Below are 20233 nucleotides of genomic sequence, written 5' to 3' on the forward strand. Positions count from 1 at the left end.
GCGCCATCAGCCGGGAGGCCGCTTTTTGTGCATCTTTTATGTTATAAAAAGTTACGCAATTGTGGTGAAACCGTATATTCCCTCTGATTTTTATGCGATCGTTCATATTTTTTTGTTAAAATAATGTTATATAATCTAACATAAAAAATGCGCACTTCGTTTTTGACGTGATATGATGGGCACAACCAAGGCAAAGGGGGAATGTGAGGGTGATGAAAACAAGAACGGTCGGATTATGGGAGATGCTGGTGATGACGATCCGGCTTTGGCTGCATCGATGACAAGAAGTATGGAGGGATGACGATATGAAACGAAAACTCGTGTTAATCGGCAACGGCATGGCGGGGGTTCGCTGCATCGAGGAGATTTTAAAACTTGACCGCGAGGCGTTTGAGATCACGATTTTTGGCAGCGAACCGCATCCGAATTATAACCGCATTTTGTTGTCGAAGGTGCTGCAAGGAGATACGCGCCTTGATGACATTACGTTGAACAGTTGGGAATGGTACGAACGAAACGGCATTCGGCTGTTTGCCGGCGAAACGGTGACGGAAGTCGACATCAAGCGGCGGCTTGTCCGGACCGACCGTGGGCGGGTAGTCGAATACGATGAATTGATTTTCGCGACAGGGTCGAATCCGTTTATCTTGCCGGTGCCGGGGGCGGATTTGCCCGGGGTGACGGCGTTTCGCGATATCCAAGATTGCGAGCGGATGATCGAATATGCGAAGACGTACAAAAAAGCGGCGGTCATTGGCGGCGGCTTGCTTGGCTTGGAGGCGGCGCGCGGCCTGCTTCACTTAGGGATGGATGTCGATGTCATCCATATTTTCGACTATTTGATGGAACGCCAGCTTGATCCGACCGCTTCCAAGCTGCTGCAGCGGGAGCTGGAGAAACAAGGGATGAACGTTTTGCTTCGCAAGGAGACGGCCGAATTGTTCGGCAACGGCCGTGTGGAGGGAGTGCGGTTTAAGGACGGTACGTCCATTGCCGCCGACTTGGTGGTGATGGCGGTCGGTATTCGTCCGAATGTTGATTTAGCGCGGAGAAGCGGCATTGAAGTGAATCGAGGAATCGTTGTCAATGACTACTTGGAAACGAGCGTGCCGCACATTTACGCGGTCGGTGAATGCGCGGAACATCGCGGTGTTGTGTATGGGCTCGTCGCTCCGCTTTATGAGCAGGGGAAAGTGCTGGCAGAGGCGATTTGCGGCCGAAAAGGAAAGCCGTATGAAGGATCGGTCGTTGCGACTCAGCTGAAAGTGTCCGGTGTCGACGTGTTCTCGGCTGGTGAATTTATGGATGGCGAAGGGACGGAGTCGATCAAACTGTATGACGAAGCACGCTCGGTGTACAAGAAAGTCGTCGTTCGCCAAGGGAAAATCGTTGGTGCAGTGCTGTTTGGCGATACGAGCGAGGGCCGAAAGCTGTTCGATATGATCCAGCGCGGCGATTCGGTTGAGGCGCTCTCGCTGTCGCTGTTTGCCCCAACCGCTTCAGGCGGGAAGGGAAGTCTTGCGGCGGCGATGGCCGATGCCGATGTGGTTTGCGGCTGCAACGGGGTGACAAAAGGCGCGATTTGTCAGGCGATTGCCGAACACGGACTTAAGACAGTCGCCGAGGTGCGCGACTATACGAATGCGTCTCGCTCGTGCGGCGGCTGCAAAGGGCTTGTCGCCGAGCTGCTTGAGCATATGCTCGGTGAAGAAGCGAATCGGTATGCGGTGAAAGAAACGATCTGCGGCTGCACGGACCTAAGCCGCGAGGAAGTGATTGCGGCCATTAAAGAAAAACGGCTGATGACGGTCAAAGAGGTCATGAGCGTATTGGGATGGAAAAACGAGGAAGGGTGTTCGAAATGCCGTCCGGCGCTCAATTATTACCTGGGCATGCTTTATCCGGGCGAGTACGATGAAGAAGCGGAATCGTTGTTTGTCAATGAGCGGCTGCACGCCAACATCCAGGCCGACGGCACGTACTCCGTTGTGCCGCGCATATATGGCGGGGTGACGACAGCCGAACAGCTGCGGAACATCGCCGATGTCGCGGAAAAATACAACGTGCCGATGATTAAGATCACCGGCGGGCAGCGCATTGACTTGCTTGGGGTGAAAAAAGAAGATTTGCCGCGCATTTGGGCCGATCTCGGCATGCCGTCAGGCTACGCCTACGCCAAGGCGCTTCGGACGGTGAAAACGTGCGTCGGCAAGCAGTTTTGCCGCTTTGGGACGCAAGATTCGACCGGGCTTGGCATTCGGATGGAACAAACATTTGAGCGGCTGAAAACGCCGCATAAAGTGAAAATGGCCGTCTCCGCCTGCCCGCGCAACTGCGCGGAATCGGGCATTAAAGATGTCGGCATCGTCGGAGTCGAGGGCGGATGGGAGATTTATGTCGGCGGCAACGGCGGCACCCATTTGCGTGCAGCTGACTTGCTTTGCACGGTCAAGACGGAAGACGAAGTGATCGAGATGACCGGTGCTTTTTTGCAATATTACCGCGAGTCCGCGCATTATTTGGAGCGGACGTCCAAATGGGTGGAGCGCGTCGGGCTCGAGCATATCCGCGAAGTGTTGTTCGATGTGGAAACGCGCCGCGCGCTGCTTGAGCGGCTTTATAAAGCCCTTTCGGCGACAAAAGATCCATGGCGGGACATCGTCGAAAACGAGGCGCTGCAACAAACGTTGTTCCGTGATATCGGCGACAAAGAGCCGGTGCCGGTGGAATGAAGGGGAGGAGGAAAAGTCCGATGCTCCGCCGTCCGGACTATTTTTGAACGAAGAGAAGGGTGGTGACCGTAGTCCAGTCGAGAAATGAGGTGTTCGTTTTTGAAACGCTGATTTTACGTTGTTGTTCATGAAATCTTGCTCAGCTTGTAAAGGAATGGTCACACAGGCTGGTTTTGGTTCAGACATCGATGCGGGGAGGGCGAAGAGAGGATGAAGGTGAAAGTGGGAACATTGGAACAGCTGCCGAAGCGGCTCGGAAAATGCGTGCGGGTCGGGAATCGTGAGCTGGCGTTGTTCCGGACGGGTGACGATCAAGTATTTGCCGTCGAAAACCGCTGTCCGCATAGAGGCGGCGATCTGTCACAAGGCATTGTGAGCGGCGAGTTTGTGTTTTGTCCGCTCCATGATTGGAAAATTTGCCTGAAAGACGGCCGGGTGCAGGCGCCGGATGAAGGGTGTGTCAAAACGTACCGCGCGGCGGTGAAAGACGGCTTGGTATACGTCGAGCTGTAGGAAGTGGGTGAATGGCGATGACGAATGAATTGCTGCGCTACTTTCGCGCCAAGGAAAAAGAACGGGCGTCAGAAACGGCTGCTGCGACGCAATGTCCGTTTTGCAGCGTCCAGTGCACGCTTCAGCTGGTGGAGGAGCGGATTGTAGAGCGGCGCCGCTACAAGGCGGTCCCAACCGACAACCCGACGTCCAACGGCCGCCTTTGTTTAAAGGGGATGAACGCCCACCAGCACGCTTTGCATCCCGAGCGGCTGTTGTTTCCGCTTGCGAAAGTGGACGGCCGGTTTGTGCGGGTCAGCTGGGAGGAGGCGCTTTCGCTAATCGCGGAACGAATCATCTCCATTCAAAAGAAAGATGGAGTCGATGCGTTTGCTGTTTACGGCGGCGGATCATTGACGAACGAGGAGGCGTATTTGCTTGGGAAATTTGCCCGCGTGGCGCTCAAGACGCGGCACATCGATTACAACGGCCGTTTTTGCATGTCGGCGGCCGCGGCCGCGATGAACGACGCGTTTGGTCTTGACCGCGGGTTGACGAATCCGCTCTCCGACATTCCACTCGCCCAGACGATCATTTTGGCTGGGACCAATGTCGCCGAATGCCAGCCGACGTTGATGCCGTATTTTTATGAAGCGAAGAAGAACGGCGCTTTTATCATCGTGGTGGATCCGCGGGAAACGAAAACGGCGGCGTTGGCGGATCTGCACCTGCCGCTCAAGCCTGGAACGGACGCGGCGCTGGCCGTCGGCATCGGGAAAGTGCTGCTTGACGAAGGATTTATCGATGAAGCGTTTGTGCGCGAGCGGACGGTTGGGTTTGCCGAATGGAAACAGCACATGGAAGCGGTGGAGATGGATGAGATCGTCCGCATGACTGACGTGCCGGCTGAGAAGATTCGCTTGGCGGCGCGAAAGTTCGGGGAGGCGGCCGATGCGATCGTGCTCACCGCTCGTGGCTTGGAGCAGCAGGCGGACGGCTATGCGGCGGTCAGACAGTGGATCAACGTCGTGCTGGCGGTGGGGAAAATCGGTCGCCCTGGCTCCGGGTTTGGCTCGATCACCGGGCAAGGGAACGGGCAGGGAGGCCGCGAGCATGGACAAAAAGCCGATCAACTCCCGGGCTATCGAAGCATTGAGCATCCGCAACACCGGCGGTATATCGCAAGCGTATGGGGCGTTGCGCCGGATGAGCTGCCGCGAAAGGGGGTGTCAGCGTATGAAATGATGCAAAAGATCGAGGCGGGCGAGATCACCGGGCTGTTGGTCATGGGGTCGAACCCCGTCGTCTCGGGCCCGAATGCGGCGTTTGTGGCCAAAGCGATGCAAAAACTGAAATTTCTTGTCGTTGCGGATATGTTTTTGTCCGAAACAACCGAGCTGGCCGATCTCGTGCTGCCTGTTTCGTCGTATTTGGAAGACGAAGGCACGGTGACGAACGTCGAAGGACGGGTGTGCTTTCGGCCGGCGGCTCGGAAGCGTCCTGGGGAGGTGAAACATGATTGGGAAATTTTATGCGCGATTGCGCACAAGCTTGGCAAGGGCCGCTTCTTCCCGTTCACGTCAGCCGAAGAGATTTTCAATGAACTGCGGTTGGCGAGTCGCGGCGGCAAAGCGGATTATTACGGTGTGACGTATGAGCGGCTTCGGCGCGAACGTGTCTACTGGCCTTGCCCCGATGCGCATCATCCTGGGACTCCTCGGTTGTTTACGGAACGGTTTGCTCATCCGGACGGCAAGGCTCGGTTTGCGGTTTTGCCGTTTCGGCCGGAGAAAGAGGAGACGGATGAATGGTATCCGCTTTATTTAACGACAGGAAGGGTGCTCGCCCATTATTTGAGCGGAACGCAGACGCGGCGGAGCCCGGCGCTTTCGGCGCGGCAGCCGGAGGCGACCGTTGAGATCCATCCGAGGACGGCCAAACGATACGGGATCGGCCCAGGGATGCTTGTGCGCATTGAAACGCGGCGCGGTGCGGCGGTCGTCCGCAGCCGTTACAATGATCAAATTCGCGAGGATACCATTTTTGTCCCATTCCACTGGAGCGGCCTCGGACAAATCAACAACGTCACGTCCGATGAGCTCGATCCGCATTGCCAGATGCCGGCGTTTAAGCGGTGTGCGGCTCGGGTGCGGCCGGTGGTCGATTTGAGGAGAAATTGACTTGTGTGGTTCATTTCGCCGGAAAAAGCGCTCTCTTTTCCGTCTGCGGCGGGGAATCATCCCCAGCGGGGCGCGCGGACCGAGACGCGCCATAAGAAAAAAACTTCCCGGCAATACGGCGGGAAGTAGGTGGAGAAATCGCTTTCATTTCCATTTTAACATAATGAACATTCTGTGCCAAGGGGGAGTCGGGGGAAGATGGCGAGGAAATCGTTTTGGCGCGTCGGGCATGCGCCGACGCTTTTATCGTCGTTTTTGTACTTTGACATCAGCTTTATGATTTGGAACTTGCTTGGGGCGCTTGGGGTGTTTATCGCCGAACAGTTTGCGCTCACGCCGGCGGAAAAAGGGTTGATGGTCGCCGTGCCGGTGCTCGGCGGGGCGATGCTTCGCATTCCGATGGGGCTTTTGGCCGACCGCTGGGGCGGGAAGCGGGCCGGTCTGCTTGGCATGGCGGTGACAGCTGTGCCGCTTGTGTGGGGGTGGCAGTTCGCGGACCGGATGTCGGATGTGTATGCTCTTGGATTTTTACTCGGAGTGGGCGGGGCAAGTTTTGCCGTTGCACTGCCGCTGGCGAGCCGCTGGTATCCGAAAGAATATCAAGGGCTGGCCATGGGGATCGCTGGGGCCGGCAACAGCGGGACGGTGCTGGCGACGTTGTTTGGGCCGCGGCTGGCGGAAGCGTACGGATGGAACGCGGTGTTCGGATTGGCGCTCGTGCCGCTTGTTGTCGTCTTCCTTTTGTTCGCTTGGCTGGCGCGTGAATGTCCAACAGCAGCGAAGCCCGTTTCCTTGCGTGAATACCGAGCCGTCCTCCAGCGAAAAGAAGCATGGCTGTTTTGTTTTTTTTACAGTTTGTCATTCGGCGGATTTGTCGGGCTGACGGGATACTTGGGCATTTTCTTCTTTGATGAATACAGCGTCAGCAAAGTCACGGCCGGCGATTTCGTCACCGCCGTCGTGTTCGCTGGCAGTTTCATCCGGCCGATTGGCGGCTATATCGCCGACCGGATCGGTGGAATGCGGCTTCTTTCCTTGTTGTTTGCCGCTGGTGCGGTTTTGCTCGTTTGCATCGGCGCCTTGCCCCCTCTGTTTGTCGTGTTCGGCTTGATGCTTGTTCTCTTTCTTTGTTTCGGCGCGGCGAACGGCGCGTTGTTTCAGGTTGTTCCGACATGGTTTCCGAAAGAAGTCGGTTTGTTGACGGGCATCATCGGCGCCGCTGGCGGACTGGGAGGGTTTTTGCTGCCGAACGTGCTCGGGGTGATGAAGCAGTGGACTGATTCTTCGGCGTATGGGTTTTGGATGCTTGCCTTCGTTTTCATGGTCGCGGTGATGACTGCTCGTCGCCTTCAAGGGACGACGGTTGCGATCGAATCGTTCTCTCAAAAAGCAGCAGAATGAATGGTGCACCTAAAAAGATGTGGGAGACTTTCAAAGGAAATCGTTTGATTGAACGAAAAACGCTGGTGGAAAACAGTTCTTTCTTTAGGTTGAGAAAGAGGGGGCGATTTTGCGGCGTTTCTTAAGTTTTTCCAGCCTTGGCGCTGATTTCGGAAGGCTCTCACCTCTTTGACACTCCGCAGTATCATCAATTAGAGCGCGAACAGAGATAGAATTTTTCTTCGTTTAACAAAATGTGTAAAAAAACAAAGAGGGCTGACTCTAAAAGTCCGCTTCTGGGCGTGCTTTTGGGTCAGCCTCCTTTCTTGCACGCATGTCTGTAAAGAAACGGGCGATCTTCCTTCAGAAAACCTCCAACGGGTTTCAGACGAAGAGGGAGATCGATATAATAGGGAGGAGGAAGGTGTCAAACCTTGAAAAGAAATGGAGGAAGAAAACGTGTCAAACGATCATGCGCTGCGTTTAGACCATCAGCTTTGTTTTGCCATTTATGCTTGTTCTCGTGAGTTGACGAAGTTATATCGTCCTTTTCTTGAAGAAATAGGGATTACATATCCGCAATATCTTGTTTTGCTCGTGTTGTGGGAGCAAGGGGAGACGACAATGAAAGAGCTGGGAAAACGATTGTATTTGGATTCCGGAACACTGACGCCAATGTTGAAAAGAATGGAGGAGAATGGTCTCGTTCAACGGTTGAGATCGCCAGAAGACGAACGGGTTGTGCGCGTTGTTTTAACAGAGCAGGGCAAGAAAATCAAACAAAAGGCACAATGCATACCAGAAGAAATTGTCAAACGAGTAGGGCTTTCCAATCAAGAGTGGAGCGAATTGTTGATGTTGCTGCGGTCGTTGCTTGGGCGGCTGAATGATGAACAACATTCTTCTTGGTCAAATTAAATCTTGTGTTTTTCTATTATATTTTGTAAAATTTAATTGTACACAATTTAATTTTGAGGAGGAGAAACGAAATATGCAACCACTATATCAGACGGCAGTGAAAGCGCAAGGTGGGCGGAATGGGAAAGTGGTGTCTGACGATGGGGTGCTTTCGTTAGACGTCAAAATGCCGAAAGAGCTTGGAGGATCAGGAGGAGCCACGAATCCTGAACAGTTGTTTGCCGCTGGGTATGCCGCTTGTTTTGACAGTGCGTTGAATTTGGTCATCCGTCAAAGAAAGGCCAAGGTAGAAGGAACGGAAGTGACCGCCCAAGTGACTCTCGGAAAAGATGAGGCGGATGGCGGCTTTCAGTTAGCCGTTGTTCTTCAGGTGCGCATTTGGGGGGTCGATCGAAAGACCGCTGAAGAGCTTGTGCATGCAGCCCATCAAGTGTGCCCGTACTCCAAAGCTGTCCGCGGCAATATTGATGTAACCCTGTCGATTCAAGAATGATGATGAGAAAAGGTGCCCGTGAAGAAATTCAGGGCACTTTCTCATGATCGTTTTATAATCGATTTTGCAAAAATCGAAGCAGCTCATCTGCTCGGTTGCCGATGAGGGCGATCAACTGTTCAAACATCGCATCGCGCTCCAGATCGAGCTCAATGATGCGCTTGGCCAGTTCGAGGGCTTGTTTGTCCATGGCGGCGTCCTCCTTTGATCGTCTGGGCGGGGTGGAATCGTTCATATTCGCGTCGCAGTTCGGCCATTGTCCATTCTTCAAGCCGCTCGCGGTCGGCGGCTAAGCCGAACCGTACGAGCTGTTCGATGTAAAATTGCTTTTTCTTCCGCACGGCGCTTCTCATCCATGTCCCCATTCGATTCCCTCCCTGTTTTTACCTTTACCATATCATCTTTTTCTTCAGCATACAGCAAATGTGTTAAGCACATTTACAGGAAATTTAAAAAATATGTTAATTTTATTTACAAAAGTTAGCGAGCTAACATCATTTTTTGTATAATTACGTTAGAAAATATAACGTATTGAGGTGAGGAGTATGACAGCTCATCCGCAAGAAGATCACTACAAATACAAAAAAGTCATTTCGATCGGGGTTGTCAGCGAACTGACCGGGCTGTCGCAGCGGCAAATTCGTTATTACGAGGAACGGAAGCTTGTGTTCCCTGACCGTTCCAAAGGAATTCGCAAATATTCGTTCGCCGATGTGGAGCAGTTGATGAAAATCGCCAATCAGCGCGAGGAAGGGGTATCGACGTGGGAAATCCGTCAGGAAATGACGAAAGAGCTGCGTGAGCGGATGTTGAAAGGGCAAATGAATGCGCATTTTCGGATGCGTTCCTGAAAGGTTGGTGATTTAGTACAAAATACTGCCAGCTTCACATGTTTCGCAATTAGAGAAAAACTGTGGAATCAGCCTTCTTTTTTGGCGAAATACCGTTGATTTGCTCGTGACAGCAGTTTGTCACCGGCCTTCTAAGGATGTAGGGAAAGCAAAGGATGAGGAAGGTTTGAACAATGGTATGACTGTGGAGACCGGCAGAATAGGAAGACAGCGCCATCGGTATGACAAATTCGTATTCGTCACGGTAAGCACCCGCCGCTAAATGGCGCCTGCCTTCTTGAAACGCGAAGGCGGGCGCATTCGTTGTTGGGCTCGCTCCCCTCGGCTTGCCCCTGATGCTCAACGAACCGGCACGGCGGCTAAAAACCGCTCATACAGGGCAAGCGCCGGGTCGGTGAGCGAAAGGGTGCGGTGGTATTCGTCCATCTTGGCGAGGCAGCGGGCAAGCGCCGGCGAACGGAGGATGGAGAGGATGGCTTCCGACAGCGACGGCAACGACCGCCAATGGCGAAAATCGAAAACGAGGCCGTCCGCGCACAAAAGGCGAAAGTTCATTTCCTCTTGCCCCGGCAGCATGGCGTAAATGAACACCGGCTTCCGCTTGTGAAGACATTCGCTTAAAGTGACGCCGCCCGGCTTCGTGAGCACAAAATCCACTTTGTCGTAAAGGGCGCTCATGGCTGCAGGCGATGAAATATAACGGAGCGGGAGAAGGCGCGGATGGTTTTTCTTCCTCAATCGCTCATACAGCTGTTCATTTGTGCCGCACAACACATAATAGTCAACCGGGTCGTTCGGCGCGATTTTGCTGAAGAGACGCTCCCAATCGCCAAGGCCGAGGCTCCCGCCGCTAATGAGTCCGATAGGCCAAGGGCGCGCGGCCGGCGGCGCCGATGGATGGGCGGCGAATGCCGGATGAACGGGAATGCCGGTGACGGCGATTCGCTCGCCGGCAACCCCTTTTTGCTCGAGCGTTGCCTTCATGGCCGGATGACCGACAAAATGAACGTCGATGGCGGTTTTCCCCCATAAGTTATGGGCAACATAATCCGTATACACATTGACGACTGGAACGTCGATGTCTCCGCGCCGCTTCAGAAGGTCGAGCAAATACGATGGAAACGCATGTGTACAAACGACGAGCGCCGGTTTGAGGCGGCGGATGAGCTGCTTTAGATGATCGGCAAACAGCCACTCGTAAGGCGGGAAAGACAGCGGTTTTGGGCTTGGACGCAAAACGGAGCGGTGGTATAGGGCGCTATACGCTCGCGGTGCGTGGCGAATGCAGCGTAAATAAAGGCGGGACACCCACTGTTCCTTGGCGCCGAGCCGTGAGGAAAGCAATTCGATTTTTTCGCACGCCACGGCGCGGTCAACCGACCGCAGCCCCTCCGCCAGCGCCTCAGCGGCCCGATGATGGCCGGACGGAAGCTGAAGAAGGGGGAGAAAAAGCACGGTTTTCATGACGATCACAACCTAGGCCAAATTTGGAGTTCGATTTCAGTATGTGCGGCCTGTAATCGGTTATGCGGCGGCGCAGTTCTCCTTTTTTCCCCATTTATAATGCACCGGCGAATGTCTCACAATGTAAATGCATAGCACTAACGAAACGAACAGAAAGGAGGAAAGGCGACTCCTCCCCTGCTTATCCTCCCTTTGGCCGTTGAAGTGGGGGCCTCTTGCCAAAGATGATGAAAGAGAAAGCGGTACAATGCTTGTTGGCGATGTGGGGGGCTGTTGATCCCATTTATTACGCCTGTTCCCCGCTGGAATATGCCGGCGAGGAGGCGGATGGGCGCCGCTCGATTTTCCGTGTTCGTCCGCTTCAGTATAGAGGCGAAACCATTCGGCTTTCGGATGGAACGACGATTGAAGCGAACGACTGGCTGTTGAAAATTCATCTCCATAACGTCCGCCTCGTTCGGGAATTGCTCCATTGCAAGAGCGACATTAAAAAAGGGCGGTATATTTTTGAGCAAGTGAAAACCGGGCTGCCGTATGTTGCTTACCATCTTTATCATCATGAACAATCGGCGCGCATGAAAGGAATTATTGGCATTACGATGTTGAACAAAGGCTGTGAGCGGCTCGGATTTGAAATAGTAGATATTGCCAATCCGCTGTATCGCTGGTTCAAAACAGTCTCGCTGCTGCCGCTTATGACGGTGGCAAAATCTTGCATGTCGCCGTTTAGTCGCCCGCCGAAATATTTGGTGATGTCAAAGGAAAAATTGTTTTCGTTGTACGGCTGCCATCTCATCCACTAACTCCCTCTTTCTTCTCTCCTCTATTTCACTATAATGGGTATCGAGGGAGGAGAGAAGACGATGACATTCTTTTTTGTTTTTTTGGCAATCTTGTCATTGCTTGCTTTGGCCATTCGCAAAGCCCACCGCAACACGTATGAAGCGGTTTTGCATAAAGTCCAAGTCGGCCGTTCAGAGGATGGAGACGGAGCCCTTCGGATTTTGCAGCTATCGGATTTGCATCTTGAAAAACTGTCGATCACCCCGGACGATTTATACGAAAAGCTGAAAGAGGAAGCGATCGATTTGATCGCTTTGACGGGCGACTTTTTGGACCGTGAGGAAAGCATTGTCAAACTCGGTCCGTATTTGACGGCGTTGAAACAGTTGAATCCGACATATGGCATGTACGCCGTGTTTGGCAACCACGATTACGTGCTGCAAGGCGAGTCGTTCGAGCGCCTGAAAGCGACGCTTGAGGCGCACGGCTGCGTCGTCTTGCAAAACGAGACGAAAACGATCACCGTCAACGGTCAAACCGTCAATATCATCGGCATCGATGACTTTTACACGGGGCGCAGCGACATTGAAAAGGCGTATGCGGGCGTCAAAGACGGCCTTAACCTCGTGTTGACGCACGATCCAGACATCGTGCCGCATATGAAAGACTATCATTTTGACTACTTGCTGTCCGGCCATTTCCACGGCGGACAAATTCATTGGCCAAAGCCGTACCATTTGGCGAAAATGAGCAAAACGCTCACCGAACGGAATATGATCAAAGGCTATCACGAATGGGACGGGAAACCGTTTTACATTAACGAAGGGCTCGGGCAAACCGGGGTGAACATCCGGATCGGCTCGAAGCCGGAAGTGACGCTCCACTTGTTGGCGCTCTCGTCTCGCAGAGAAGCGGTGAAAGCTGTCTAATTGGCAGCTTTTTATTTTTTTATTAGGCAGGAAAGCGGTTTTGTACGCGTATGCCATCTTGTACGGCTTTTTTTCGCAGCCGTTTCCGTGTTGTTGGATGAAGGTTCACGGCAGATTGCATAGACAAGAGAAACAATCGCCATACTTTTTAAAGAAAGGAGTGAATGGCCAATGGAACCGTCGTGGAAAGCTCTCTTGCCATTTTTCGTCGTCATCCCGATTTCGATTTGGACGAAGCAAGTCATCCCGGGGCTGTTTGTCGGGCTGTTGGTTGGCAGTTATTTGATGACCCCGTCCTTGCTTGGCGGGCTGCGGACGATGCTTCATTACGTTGTTGACAACTTAATGCAGACGAACAACATCCGCATTATCATCTTCTTGTATGTGTTCGCCGGTCTTGTCAGCATGATCAAATACACCGGCGGAATCAAAGGATTCGTCCATCTCGTCAGCCAAAAAGTGAAATCGGCGAAAACTGCTATGCTCTTGACGTGGATGTCAACGATGGTGACATTCAGCGACCCCGATTTTCGCATCGTCACCGTCGCGCCGATCATGAAGGCGCTGCGCAAACGGCTCGGACTGTCGTCCCAGCAAATCGGCTTTGCCATTGAGGTGACATCCAACCCGGTTGTCGCGCTCATCCCAATTGCCACTGCCTTTGTCGGCTATATGGTGTCGGTCATCGACAAGGCGCTTGATACGGCTGGCATCGGCGCGGAGCCGTACATCGTGTACGTCCGAAGCATTCCGTTTAACTTTTTCTCGTATGCCATTATTGCCGTCGGGCTCTACTACAGTTTTTTTGTCTATTCGCGCCAAAAACAAGCAGCAGTAAACAAAGAGCGGAACGAGGCGCCGATTCGGAGCTGGAACGAGCGGTTGGCGCTTGAAATGGCGGAAGAACAGCGGCCGGCTGACCATGAACCCAATAAAGCGCAAGGGGAAGAGGGAGATGCGATGCAGACGTGCCCGCGCGCCTACCAAAGAGAAACGCCGGTCAAGCCATGGAATTTGATTGTTCCGCTTTCGATCGTGCTTGTCTTGACGTTGTTTTTAAGCTGGTGGGACGGCCGCCGAGGGGCAAGAACGTTTTGGCAGGCGTTTTTGCAAAGCGATGCGCTCGGCGCGATGTTGGAGGCGCTGTTGTTTACCGTCATCGTGACGGTTGTGTTTTTCCTTTGGCAGCGATTCAAATTGAACGATTTGTTGACTCATTTTGTCAAAGGTGGCAATGAGCTGATTTCCGTCATTTTAATGCTGGCGCTCATTTGGGCGCTGTCGGCTGTGGCTGAGGACTTAGGGTTTTCGCAATACATTACGGGCCATGTCAAACAATGGATTCCATCGTTTTTTGTCGCCCCGATTTTGTTTTTGCTCGGCGCCGTTATTTCCTACTTCATCGGTTCGTCATGGGGGACGTGGGGGATGTTGATGCCGCTTGGTGTGACGCTGGCGAGCCAGTCGGGAACGAACATTTTGCCGGTCATCGGCGCGGTGTTTGCGAGCGGGACGTTCGGGGCGTTTGCGTCGCCGCTTAGCGACAATACGGTGACGCTTTGCACCATTTTGGATTTGCCGGTGATGGAATACGCGCGAACGAAGCTGATTCCGTCGTTGATCGCCGCCGGCATCGCCGCCGTTTTGTTCGGCGCGACATCGTTTCTTTTGCATTAACGCCGTTATCGCCCTCTTTCGCCTTCCGTGATACACTAAAAGAAAAAAGAAAGGGGAACGCTGATGGGAGAGGCGGAACGGCGGCTTGAGGAGCTCGGCCAATGGCGGGAGGAAGATCCGAAAGAACGGCTCGAGCAGCTGAATGAGCGGCTCGCGGTGGAGGATGCGTATTATCGGGCCGCAGAAGATGAGCGGGCGCGCGAACGGTATTACCGCCATCTGCCGCTTGAAGGGGATGGATTGATGTTGTTTGTCCGCTATCATGAACTAGCGGCGCGCACCCATAAGCGGCGGCTGCCGTATTTTTTCAGCAAGGATGAGTATTTGTACACATGGGTCGACTTGCAGCCGGACGGAACGGTGCGCAGCTTGTATTCCGGCGAGCGGAAAGATCCAAGAACACTGATCGTTCAAGATGTGGAAACGATGAAGCGGCGTTATGAAGAGTTTCGTCAACTGTTGAAAAGGACGAAAAATGGATGGGGCGATGTGCACGAGCGGGTGAACACGATCGAGCAGCAATGGAAATTCAATGCGGAACATGTCGTTCCGCAGTCGTGGTTTGGCGCGCGTGAACCGATGAAAGGCGATTTGCATCATTTGTTCGTCTGCCAGCCGGAGTGCAATACGATGCGGTCGAATTTTCCGTACGCGGATTTCCCGTTTTACAATCCGGAAGATCCCGACGAACAAATCCAAAACCGCTGCGGCGTCGTCCATAACGGTTATTTCGAGCCGGAATACGGCAAAGGGACGGCGGCAAGGGCGATGCTGTACTTTCTGCTTCGCTACCCGAAGGCAATCGCGAAGTCGTTTCGGCGCAAAATCGATATTCCGCTCCTTGTCCGTTGGCACGAACAATTTCCGCCGACAGTGTATGAGCATCATCGCAACAGCGCGATTTTTTTCATCCAAGGCAACCGCAATCCGTTCATTGATTTCCCGGAACTAGCGGGAAGGATGGTGTTTCCGTTTGAGGGGGCGTTGTGAAATGAGGTTGAAGGCGAATATCGGCTTTTTTGTTTCCAAAGCGCATCTGAATCGCTTGGAAGTGGAGAAACAAGAGTGATGGCAAAAAAGCTGTCTCCCGAAATAAACGACCGTCTTTCGGGGACAGCTTTTTGCCTTGCTGCTAGACAAAGTGTGAAAGAGATCAAGCGGAAATGGTTTGTTCGTCCGCCGCGTGGCGGTCTGCTTGTTTGCGGAAGTATGTTGCGACAATCGGACCGGAAATATTGTGCCAGACGCTGAAAATAGCGCTTGGAACGGCGGCGAGCGGCGAAAAATGGGCGGTCGCTAAGGCCGCACCAAGCCCAGAGTTTTGCATGCCCACTTCAATGGAAATCGCCTTTTGCTTCGGCGACGACAGGCGAAACAGTTTGGCAAACCAATACCCAAGCAGCAGCCCCAATCCGTTGTGAGCGACTACAATCAGAAAAATCAGAAGCCCGCTTTTGGCAATGGCGGCTTGGTTTTGCCCGACGACGGCGGCGACGATGGCTACAATGGCGATGACCGAAACGAGCGGCAACGCTGGGATGCACGCTTTTACTTGCTTTTGGAACAACGCCTGCGCGATGAGCCCTAATATGATCGGAATAAGCACAACTTTGACAATCGACCAAAACAAGGCGGCAGCGGATACGGACAGCCATTTTCCAGCTAAAAGCAAGATGAGCGAAGGCGTCAAAATCGGCGCCAAAATCGTCGAAACCGAGGTGACGGCGACCGACAGCGCCGTGTCCCCTTTCGCCAAATACGTCATGACGTTGGACGCCGTTCCGCCCGGGCAGCAGCCGACTAAAATAATGCCAAGCGCCACTTCACGCGAAACCGGCAAGAAATAAGCGAGCAAAAACGCGACAAGCGGCATGATCAAAAATTGGGCGACGACACCGATGAGCACGTCAAGCGGGCGTTTGAACACTTCCTTGAAGTCATTCGCTGACAGCGTCAATCCCATGCCAAACATCACGATGCCTAGAAGCGGCACGATATACGGAGCGATCCACGTAAATGCGCTGGGAGCGAAAAAGGCGAGCGCTCCAAACAGAAGCACCCAGATGGCAAAGGTGTTGCCGACAAAGTTGCTGATTTTTCCTAGTGTGTTCATTGAGCTTCCTCCTTGAGCAAAGATGGGAAAGATATACAAAAGATTATATACACTTTTCAGAAAAATTCAACTGATGAGGTGGCGAATTTTGAAGAAATGGTGACAATGAGGAATGATTGTGAAAAATGTCACTCCTTTTTTCTTAGCTTATGGTATGATTGAAATTGAGAAGAAGAATCATTATTGAACCACAGGAGAGCGGATAGAAAAACAGGGGGAAATGATCATGGTGCTGACTGATTTGTATAAAGGGGAAACAGCGGTCGTCGTCCGTCTGGCCATTGAGCAGGAGGCACTGAAACAGCGTCTTCTTCATCTAGGGGTGAAAGAAGGAAAAATGGTGCGGTTGAAAGCGGCGATGCCGTTTGGCGGACCGGTGATGGTCGAAGTCGATGGGCAGGCAATCGGCTTGCGGCGCAAAGAGGCGGCGTCGATTGAGGTGAGATAAATGTATGTCGCTCTATTTGGCAATCCGAACACCGGCAAAACGTCATTGTTTAACTGCTTAACTGGGTCTTATGAATATGTGGGCAACTGGAGCGGGGTGACGGTCGAGAAAAAGGTGGGGGTGCTTCGCCAGCACGGGGTGCCGGTCGTCGATTTGCCCGGCGTGTATTCGCTTCAGCCACTGTCTCGCGATGAAGGAGTGGCGACCGATTTTTTATTGACCGAGCCGTGCTCAGCGATTGTCAATATCGTTGACGCGTCGCAGTTGCGCCGCAATTTGCATTTGACCGTTCAGCTGCTGGAATTTGGCTGTCCCGTTGTCATCGCGCTAAACATGGTTGATGTGGCGGAAAAACGAGGCGTGAAAGTGGACGCCGCTAAACTGTCGAAGTATCTTGGCGTTCCTGTTATCCCGGTCATCGCCCGAACCGGAAAAGGAACGAACGAATTGGTTCACGCCGTTTTGGCGGCAAAAGATAAGCCGCACCCGGCAATCGCAATCGATTACGGCGCCGAAGTGGAGAACGCCATCAGACGCATTGCCGAGCAGCTGCCGGACGATGTGCCTGGAAACAAACGATGGGCGGCGTTGCAGTTCCTTGAGGGAAACGAGCGCATGGCCGCCTATTTGCACGGACGTTTCGATTTGTCACCGCTGGCGGCGATCCGTGAGGAGACGGAACAGGCGCTCGGCTATCAGGCAGCCAAGCATATTTATGAAACGCGTGACCGTTGGATCAGTGAAGCGATTGCTGTGACGGCCATCGAGTTTGAGCAAAAACCGCTGACGCTAACGGAAAAAATCGACGCGGTGGTGACGAACCGCTACGTTGGGCTGCCGATTTTTTTGGCGCTGATGTATGTGGTGTTTATGCTGACGTTTAACTGGCTTGGAACGCCCCTTGCCGATCGGCTTGACGCGTTTTTCTCAGGACCGCTCACGGATTGGCTGTCCCGTCTTCTTCATTGGACAGGGGCATCGCCGTTTATCAAGGCGCTCGTCTTGGACGGCGTTGTTGCTGGGGTCGGCGGGGTGTTGGTGTTTGTGCCGCAAATTTTCATTTTGTTCTTTTTCATTTCTTTGCTTGAAGACTCCGGATATATGGCGCGCGTGGCGATGGTGATGGACCGGATGATGGAAGCGATCGGGTTAAACGGCAAGGCGTTTATCCCGATGATCATTGGCTTTGGCTGCAACGTTCCTGGAGTGATGGCGGCGCGGACGATTGAGCAGCCGAAAGAGCGGCTCATGACGATCTTGGCGCTGCCGTTCATGTCATGTTCCGCCCGCTTGCCGGTGTACGCCTTGTTTGCCGGCACATTTTTCGCCCGCGAGCAGGCGCTTGTCGTGTTTTCGCTTTACGTGCTTGGCATTGTAGTGGCTTTGGGGCTTGCCAAGTTGTTCTCATCGACGCTCTTGAAAAACGAAAATTCGCTGTTTGTCATTGAATTGCCGCCATACCGCGTGCCGCAGGCGCTCACACTATGGCGGAGCACATGGGAAAAAGGGAAAGGATTCATCCGCAAAGCAGGAACCTTTATTTTCGGCGGTTCGGTCGCCATTTGGCTGCTGACGTATGTCGGGCCGCGTGGGGTTGGCGTTCCAATGGATGACAGTTTGCTGGCTGCGATCGGCGGGTTGATCGCACCGTTGTTGTCGCCGCTTGGCTTTGGCGCCTGGCAGGCAGGCGCCGCGTTGATCACCGGTTTTTTGGCGAAAGAAGTTGTGGTGTCGACGATGAATATTATTTACCACGTTCATGAAGCAAGCGGGCTGAAGAAAGTGATTGCTGCCCAGTTTACGCCGCTGTCGGCGTTCAGCTTTATGGTGTTCGTTTTGCTTTACACTCCGTGTCTGGCAACCGTGGCGGCGATCCGCAAAGAAACCGGATCGTGGAAATGGACGCTGTTGTCGATTGGCATCGCCTTAACGGTTGCTTATATGATTTCACTTCTTGTCTACCAAGCTGGAAAGATAGTAGGTTTTCCATGAAAGGAGAGAATATGATGATGGCGAATATCATCATTGGCGGAGCGATTTTTGCCTACGCCGGCTGGACGCTGGTCCGACACGTGAAAAAAAGCGCCAAAGGGGCGTGCGCGTCATGCCATGCAGCGGACCATTGCCGAGGCAGCTGCGGGACGGAGAGATAATCCGTTCAAGACAAACGGATTCCTGACGATCATCGGAATCCGTTTTTTCATTTTCCGACGAAAGACTTTCGCTTCCATGGTTGTAGGATAGCCAAAAAATAAGCGGGGATGCAATGGGTAAACTTTCGTTTCAACGGGCTCTGGAGGACAAAAGATCAGGCCGCTCTTTGTTTTGGCTGTTGGGTGTTGTTGCCTCAATGATGGCCGAAACACCGGGGGTAGAAAGCTTTTTTCGTTCAACCGTTGAAACTCAAGGGAAGACCGTGAGTGTGGAGGATAAACTTTTGACAATACCCAATACCTGCCGCAAGGTAAAAGTATGAAAAGCTGCGAATAGCGAAAAGGCGGCTTTGGATCAAGGTTCGCACAGTTGCGTAAAAACAAAGCAGCAAAAAACGACGTTGTGGTCCTGTCATCCAAGTTTACTGGGTTGGCGATGGAATTTCACGCAATAATTGAACTTGACCCGGCTTTGGCCCACTCTTTTCCTCATTCTTTATTCTTTTCGTTTTTGGATGGGGCGGATGTAACCTTCTAATTCGTGGACAAGATGCTGGATGCAATCATTTCCTCGGAACTTGGCATCCTCGACAAGGTACACTGTGAAATTTTCCGCTTCTTTATTGGTCATCGTGAACTCATATCCATTCAAATCAAGGAACGTGACGAATACGGTTAAAGCCGTCCGCTTATTGCCGTTGTGGAAAATATGACCTGTCGCGATGGAATGGTAATAGCAGCACGCCTTTTCGATAATCGAAGGGAACTGTTCCTCCCCGAACAATTTCGCTTTCGGCCTTTCCAACATCCACGCGAATTTATCGGGGAATTGGATCCCCGCTTGTTCTGCGTCGTCGTACATTTCCATGACCGTGTAATGGATAAATAGGATTTCTTCCGCTGTCAAATAATAAACCATGTTTTCCTCCAGCTGCTCCTTTATCGATATTTCAAGTTGCGCAGCGCTTCGTCATATTTGGAGATCGCGCGGTTCATCGCCATCGCGACTTCAGGACGGACTCCTTTTGGAATTCGGTTTGCGCGTTTCATCACGATTTCCCCTCGTTCCTTGTCGTAATATATTTCGATTTCATCGCCTTTATTTAGGTTTAGCATCGTGACTAAATCTCTCGGGATGCTAACGGACAAACTATTCCCGACTTGGTTAATCCGACGTGTATACGTTTTGTCATCCTTGCTTCCCAACATTTCCGCGTCCATTTCTTTTCCATCTCCTTTCCATAATATGGACAAAAAGGACGTTTTTATCCATAAAACTATTACTGTATAAACAATTATAACAATAATCTTCCGAAAAGCAATACGGAATAATAAAAAAGGCTTTTTGTCTTTGAACGAGAAAAACGCATGCCGCATTTTTAGAATCGATGTCGTTAGAAGGGAAAGAGGAGTGGCGCATAAAGTGAGCTTGTACGGATATACCGTCTGTGTGTTATGCCATGCCGGACATAGTGAGGTCGGAAGCGTCAAGCAGTGAAACATGAAACAGCCGCGCCACGGAACGGATCAACGACGGCTATCTTTATTATTGCTTGGGGGGATTTAGTGGGTTTATCAAATACCTTTGTCTTGCCGGAGGAATGAGGAATATTCATTGTT

General features: G+C 52.5%; 21 protein-coding genes. 15 read left to right on the forward strand and 6 right to left on the reverse strand.

Going from position 1 to position 20233, the window contains the following annotated elements; genetic code table 11:
• Window positions 1-305: 305 nt before the first annotated feature.
• From nirB to B9L19_RS09115, 6 genes are all read left to right on the forward strand, one after another.
• Entirely contained in the window at window positions 306-2732 is a 2427-nt protein-coding gene (gene nirB, locus B9L19_RS09090) for a nitrite reductase large subunit NirB (RefSeq protein ID WP_089113927.1), read from the forward strand.
• 210 nt (window positions 2733-2942) lie between these two features.
• Window positions 2943-3245 carry a nitrite reductase small subunit NirD gene (gene nirD, locus B9L19_RS09095; RefSeq protein WP_025950745.1) on the forward strand — a complete coding sequence of 101 codons (303 nt, stop codon included), beginning with the start codon at window positions 2943-2945 and terminating at the stop codon, window positions 3243-3245.
• Window positions 3246-3256: 11 nt separating this feature from the next.
• Window positions 3257-5404, forward strand: a complete 2148-nt coding sequence (gene nasC, locus B9L19_RS09100) for an assimilatory nitrate reductase catalytic subunit NasC (RefSeq protein ID WP_033024316.1) — start codon at window positions 3257-3259, stop codon at window positions 5402-5404.
• Window positions 5405-5602: 198 nt separating this feature from the next.
• Complete coding sequence (locus B9L19_RS09105) at window positions 5603-6805, forward strand: nitrate/nitrite transporter (RefSeq protein WP_025950743.1); 1203 nt, start codon at window positions 5603-5605, stop codon at window positions 6803-6805.
• 423 nt (window positions 6806-7228) lie between these two features.
• The gene (locus B9L19_RS09110; protein ID WP_047753062.1) at window positions 7229-7702 is read left to right on the forward strand and encodes a MarR family winged helix-turn-helix transcriptional regulator; all 474 of its coding nucleotides are present in this window, start codon (window positions 7229-7231) and stop codon (window positions 7700-7702) included.
• A gap of 73 nt (window positions 7703-7775) precedes the next feature.
• Window positions 7776-8195: an organic hydroperoxide resistance protein gene (locus tag B9L19_RS09115; RefSeq protein ID WP_025950741.1), complete on the forward strand. Its 420-nt coding sequence runs from the start codon at window positions 7776-7778 to the stop codon at window positions 8193-8195.
• 52 nt (window positions 8196-8247) lie between these two features.
• Here the strand turns inward: B9L19_RS09115 and B9L19_RS19025 are convergent, their stop codons facing one another.
• Window positions 8248-8385, reverse strand: coding sequence for a hypothetical protein (locus tag B9L19_RS19025; protein ID WP_011231352.1), 138 nt, complete (start codon window positions 8383-8385; stop codon window positions 8248-8250).
• Window positions 8345-8560 (reverse strand): Fur-regulated basic protein FbpA, encoded by a 216-nt coding sequence (locus B9L19_RS09120; RefSeq protein WP_047753063.1) that lies wholly within the window; start codon window positions 8558-8560, stop codon window positions 8345-8347. Before B9L19_RS09120 ends, B9L19_RS19025 begins: the two co-directional genes overlap by 41 nt.
• A 180-nt stretch (window positions 8561-8740) precedes the next feature.
• Here B9L19_RS09120 and B9L19_RS09125 point away from each other — a divergent pair, with 180 nt between their 5' ends.
• Entirely contained in the window at window positions 8741-9046 is a 306-nt protein-coding gene (locus tag B9L19_RS09125) for a MerR family transcriptional regulator (protein ID WP_015374948.1), read from the forward strand.
• 339 nt (window positions 9047-9385) lie between these two features.
• Here the strand turns inward: B9L19_RS09125 and B9L19_RS09130 are convergent, their stop codons facing one another.
• Window positions 9386-10510, reverse strand: coding sequence for an MGDG synthase family glycosyltransferase (locus tag B9L19_RS09130; RefSeq protein WP_047753064.1), 1125 nt, complete (start codon window positions 10508-10510; stop codon window positions 9386-9388).
• 227 nt (window positions 10511-10737) lie between these two features.
• Between B9L19_RS09130 and B9L19_RS09135 the strand changes: the two genes are divergently transcribed.
• From B9L19_RS09135 to B9L19_RS09150, 4 genes are all read left to right on the forward strand, one after another.
• Window positions 10738-11313, forward strand: coding sequence for a YkoP family protein (locus tag B9L19_RS09135; RefSeq protein ID WP_047753097.1), 576 nt, complete (start codon window positions 10738-10740; stop codon window positions 11311-11313).
• A 60-nt stretch (window positions 11314-11373) separates the two neighbouring features.
• Window positions 11374-12222 carry a metallophosphoesterase gene (locus B9L19_RS09140; protein WP_047753065.1) on the forward strand — a complete coding sequence of 283 codons (849 nt, stop codon included), beginning with the start codon at window positions 11374-11376 and terminating at the stop codon, window positions 12220-12222.
• Between the two features lie 171 nt (window positions 12223-12393).
• Window positions 12394-13899, forward strand: a complete 1506-nt coding sequence (locus tag B9L19_RS09145) for a Na+/H+ antiporter NhaC family protein (protein ID WP_047753066.1) — start codon at window positions 12394-12396, stop codon at window positions 13897-13899.
• Window positions 13900-13962: 63 nt separating this feature from the next.
• Window positions 13963-14889, forward strand: coding sequence for an endonuclease I family protein (locus B9L19_RS09150; protein ID WP_025950732.1), 927 nt, complete (start codon window positions 13963-13965; stop codon window positions 14887-14889).
• A gap of 163 nt (window positions 14890-15052) precedes the next feature.
• Here B9L19_RS09150 and B9L19_RS09155 read toward each other — a convergent pair whose 3' ends face one another.
• Window positions 15053-16012 (reverse strand): bile acid:sodium symporter family protein, encoded by a 960-nt coding sequence (locus tag B9L19_RS09155; protein WP_047753067.1) that lies wholly within the window; start codon window positions 16010-16012, stop codon window positions 15053-15055.
• 226 nt (window positions 16013-16238) lie between these two features.
• Here B9L19_RS09155 and B9L19_RS09160 point away from each other — a divergent pair, with 226 nt between their 5' ends.
• The 4 genes from B9L19_RS09160 (at window position 16239) to B9L19_RS18675 (ending at window position 18936) form a co-directional block, all read left to right on the forward strand.
• Entirely contained in the window at window positions 16239-16460 is a 222-nt protein-coding gene (locus B9L19_RS09160; RefSeq protein WP_025950730.1) for a FeoA family protein, read from the forward strand.
• A complete protein-coding gene (gene feoB, locus B9L19_RS09165; RefSeq protein WP_089113928.1) occupies window positions 16461-18452 on the forward strand; it encodes a ferrous iron transport protein B in 1992 nt (663 codons plus the stop codon).
• Window positions 18453-18466: 14 nt separating this feature from the next.
• On the forward strand, window positions 18467-18613 hold the full coding sequence (locus B9L19_RS09170) for a FeoB-associated Cys-rich membrane protein (protein WP_075261408.1): 147 nt from the start codon (window positions 18467-18469) through the stop codon (window positions 18611-18613).
• A gap of 113 nt (window positions 18614-18726) precedes the next feature.
• Window positions 18727-18936 (forward strand): hypothetical protein, encoded by a 210-nt coding sequence (locus tag B9L19_RS18675; protein WP_141104718.1) that lies wholly within the window; start codon window positions 18727-18729, stop codon window positions 18934-18936.
• 173 nt (window positions 18937-19109) lie between these two features.
• On the opposite strand, the gene B9L19_RS09175 is transcribed toward B9L19_RS18675, so the two are convergent.
• Together B9L19_RS09175 and B9L19_RS19360 are read right to left on the reverse strand one after the other, a co-directional pair.
• Window positions 19110-19532: a type II toxin-antitoxin system death-on-curing family toxin gene (locus B9L19_RS09175; protein ID WP_021321483.1), complete on the reverse strand. Its 423-nt coding sequence runs from the start codon at window positions 19530-19532 to the stop codon at window positions 19110-19112.
• Between the two features lie 20 nt (window positions 19533-19552).
• Window positions 19553-19834, reverse strand: a complete 282-nt coding sequence (locus tag B9L19_RS19360) for an AbrB/MazE/SpoVT family DNA-binding domain-containing protein (protein WP_025950728.1) — start codon at window positions 19832-19834, stop codon at window positions 19553-19555.
• Window positions 19835-20233: the final 399 nt, after the last annotated feature.

Origin of the sequence: Geobacillus thermocatenulatus, from assembly GCF_002217655.1 — a bacterium.
In the GTDB taxonomy this organism is placed as follows: Bacteria; Bacillota; Bacilli; order Bacillales; family Anoxybacillaceae; genus Geobacillus; species Geobacillus thermocatenulatus.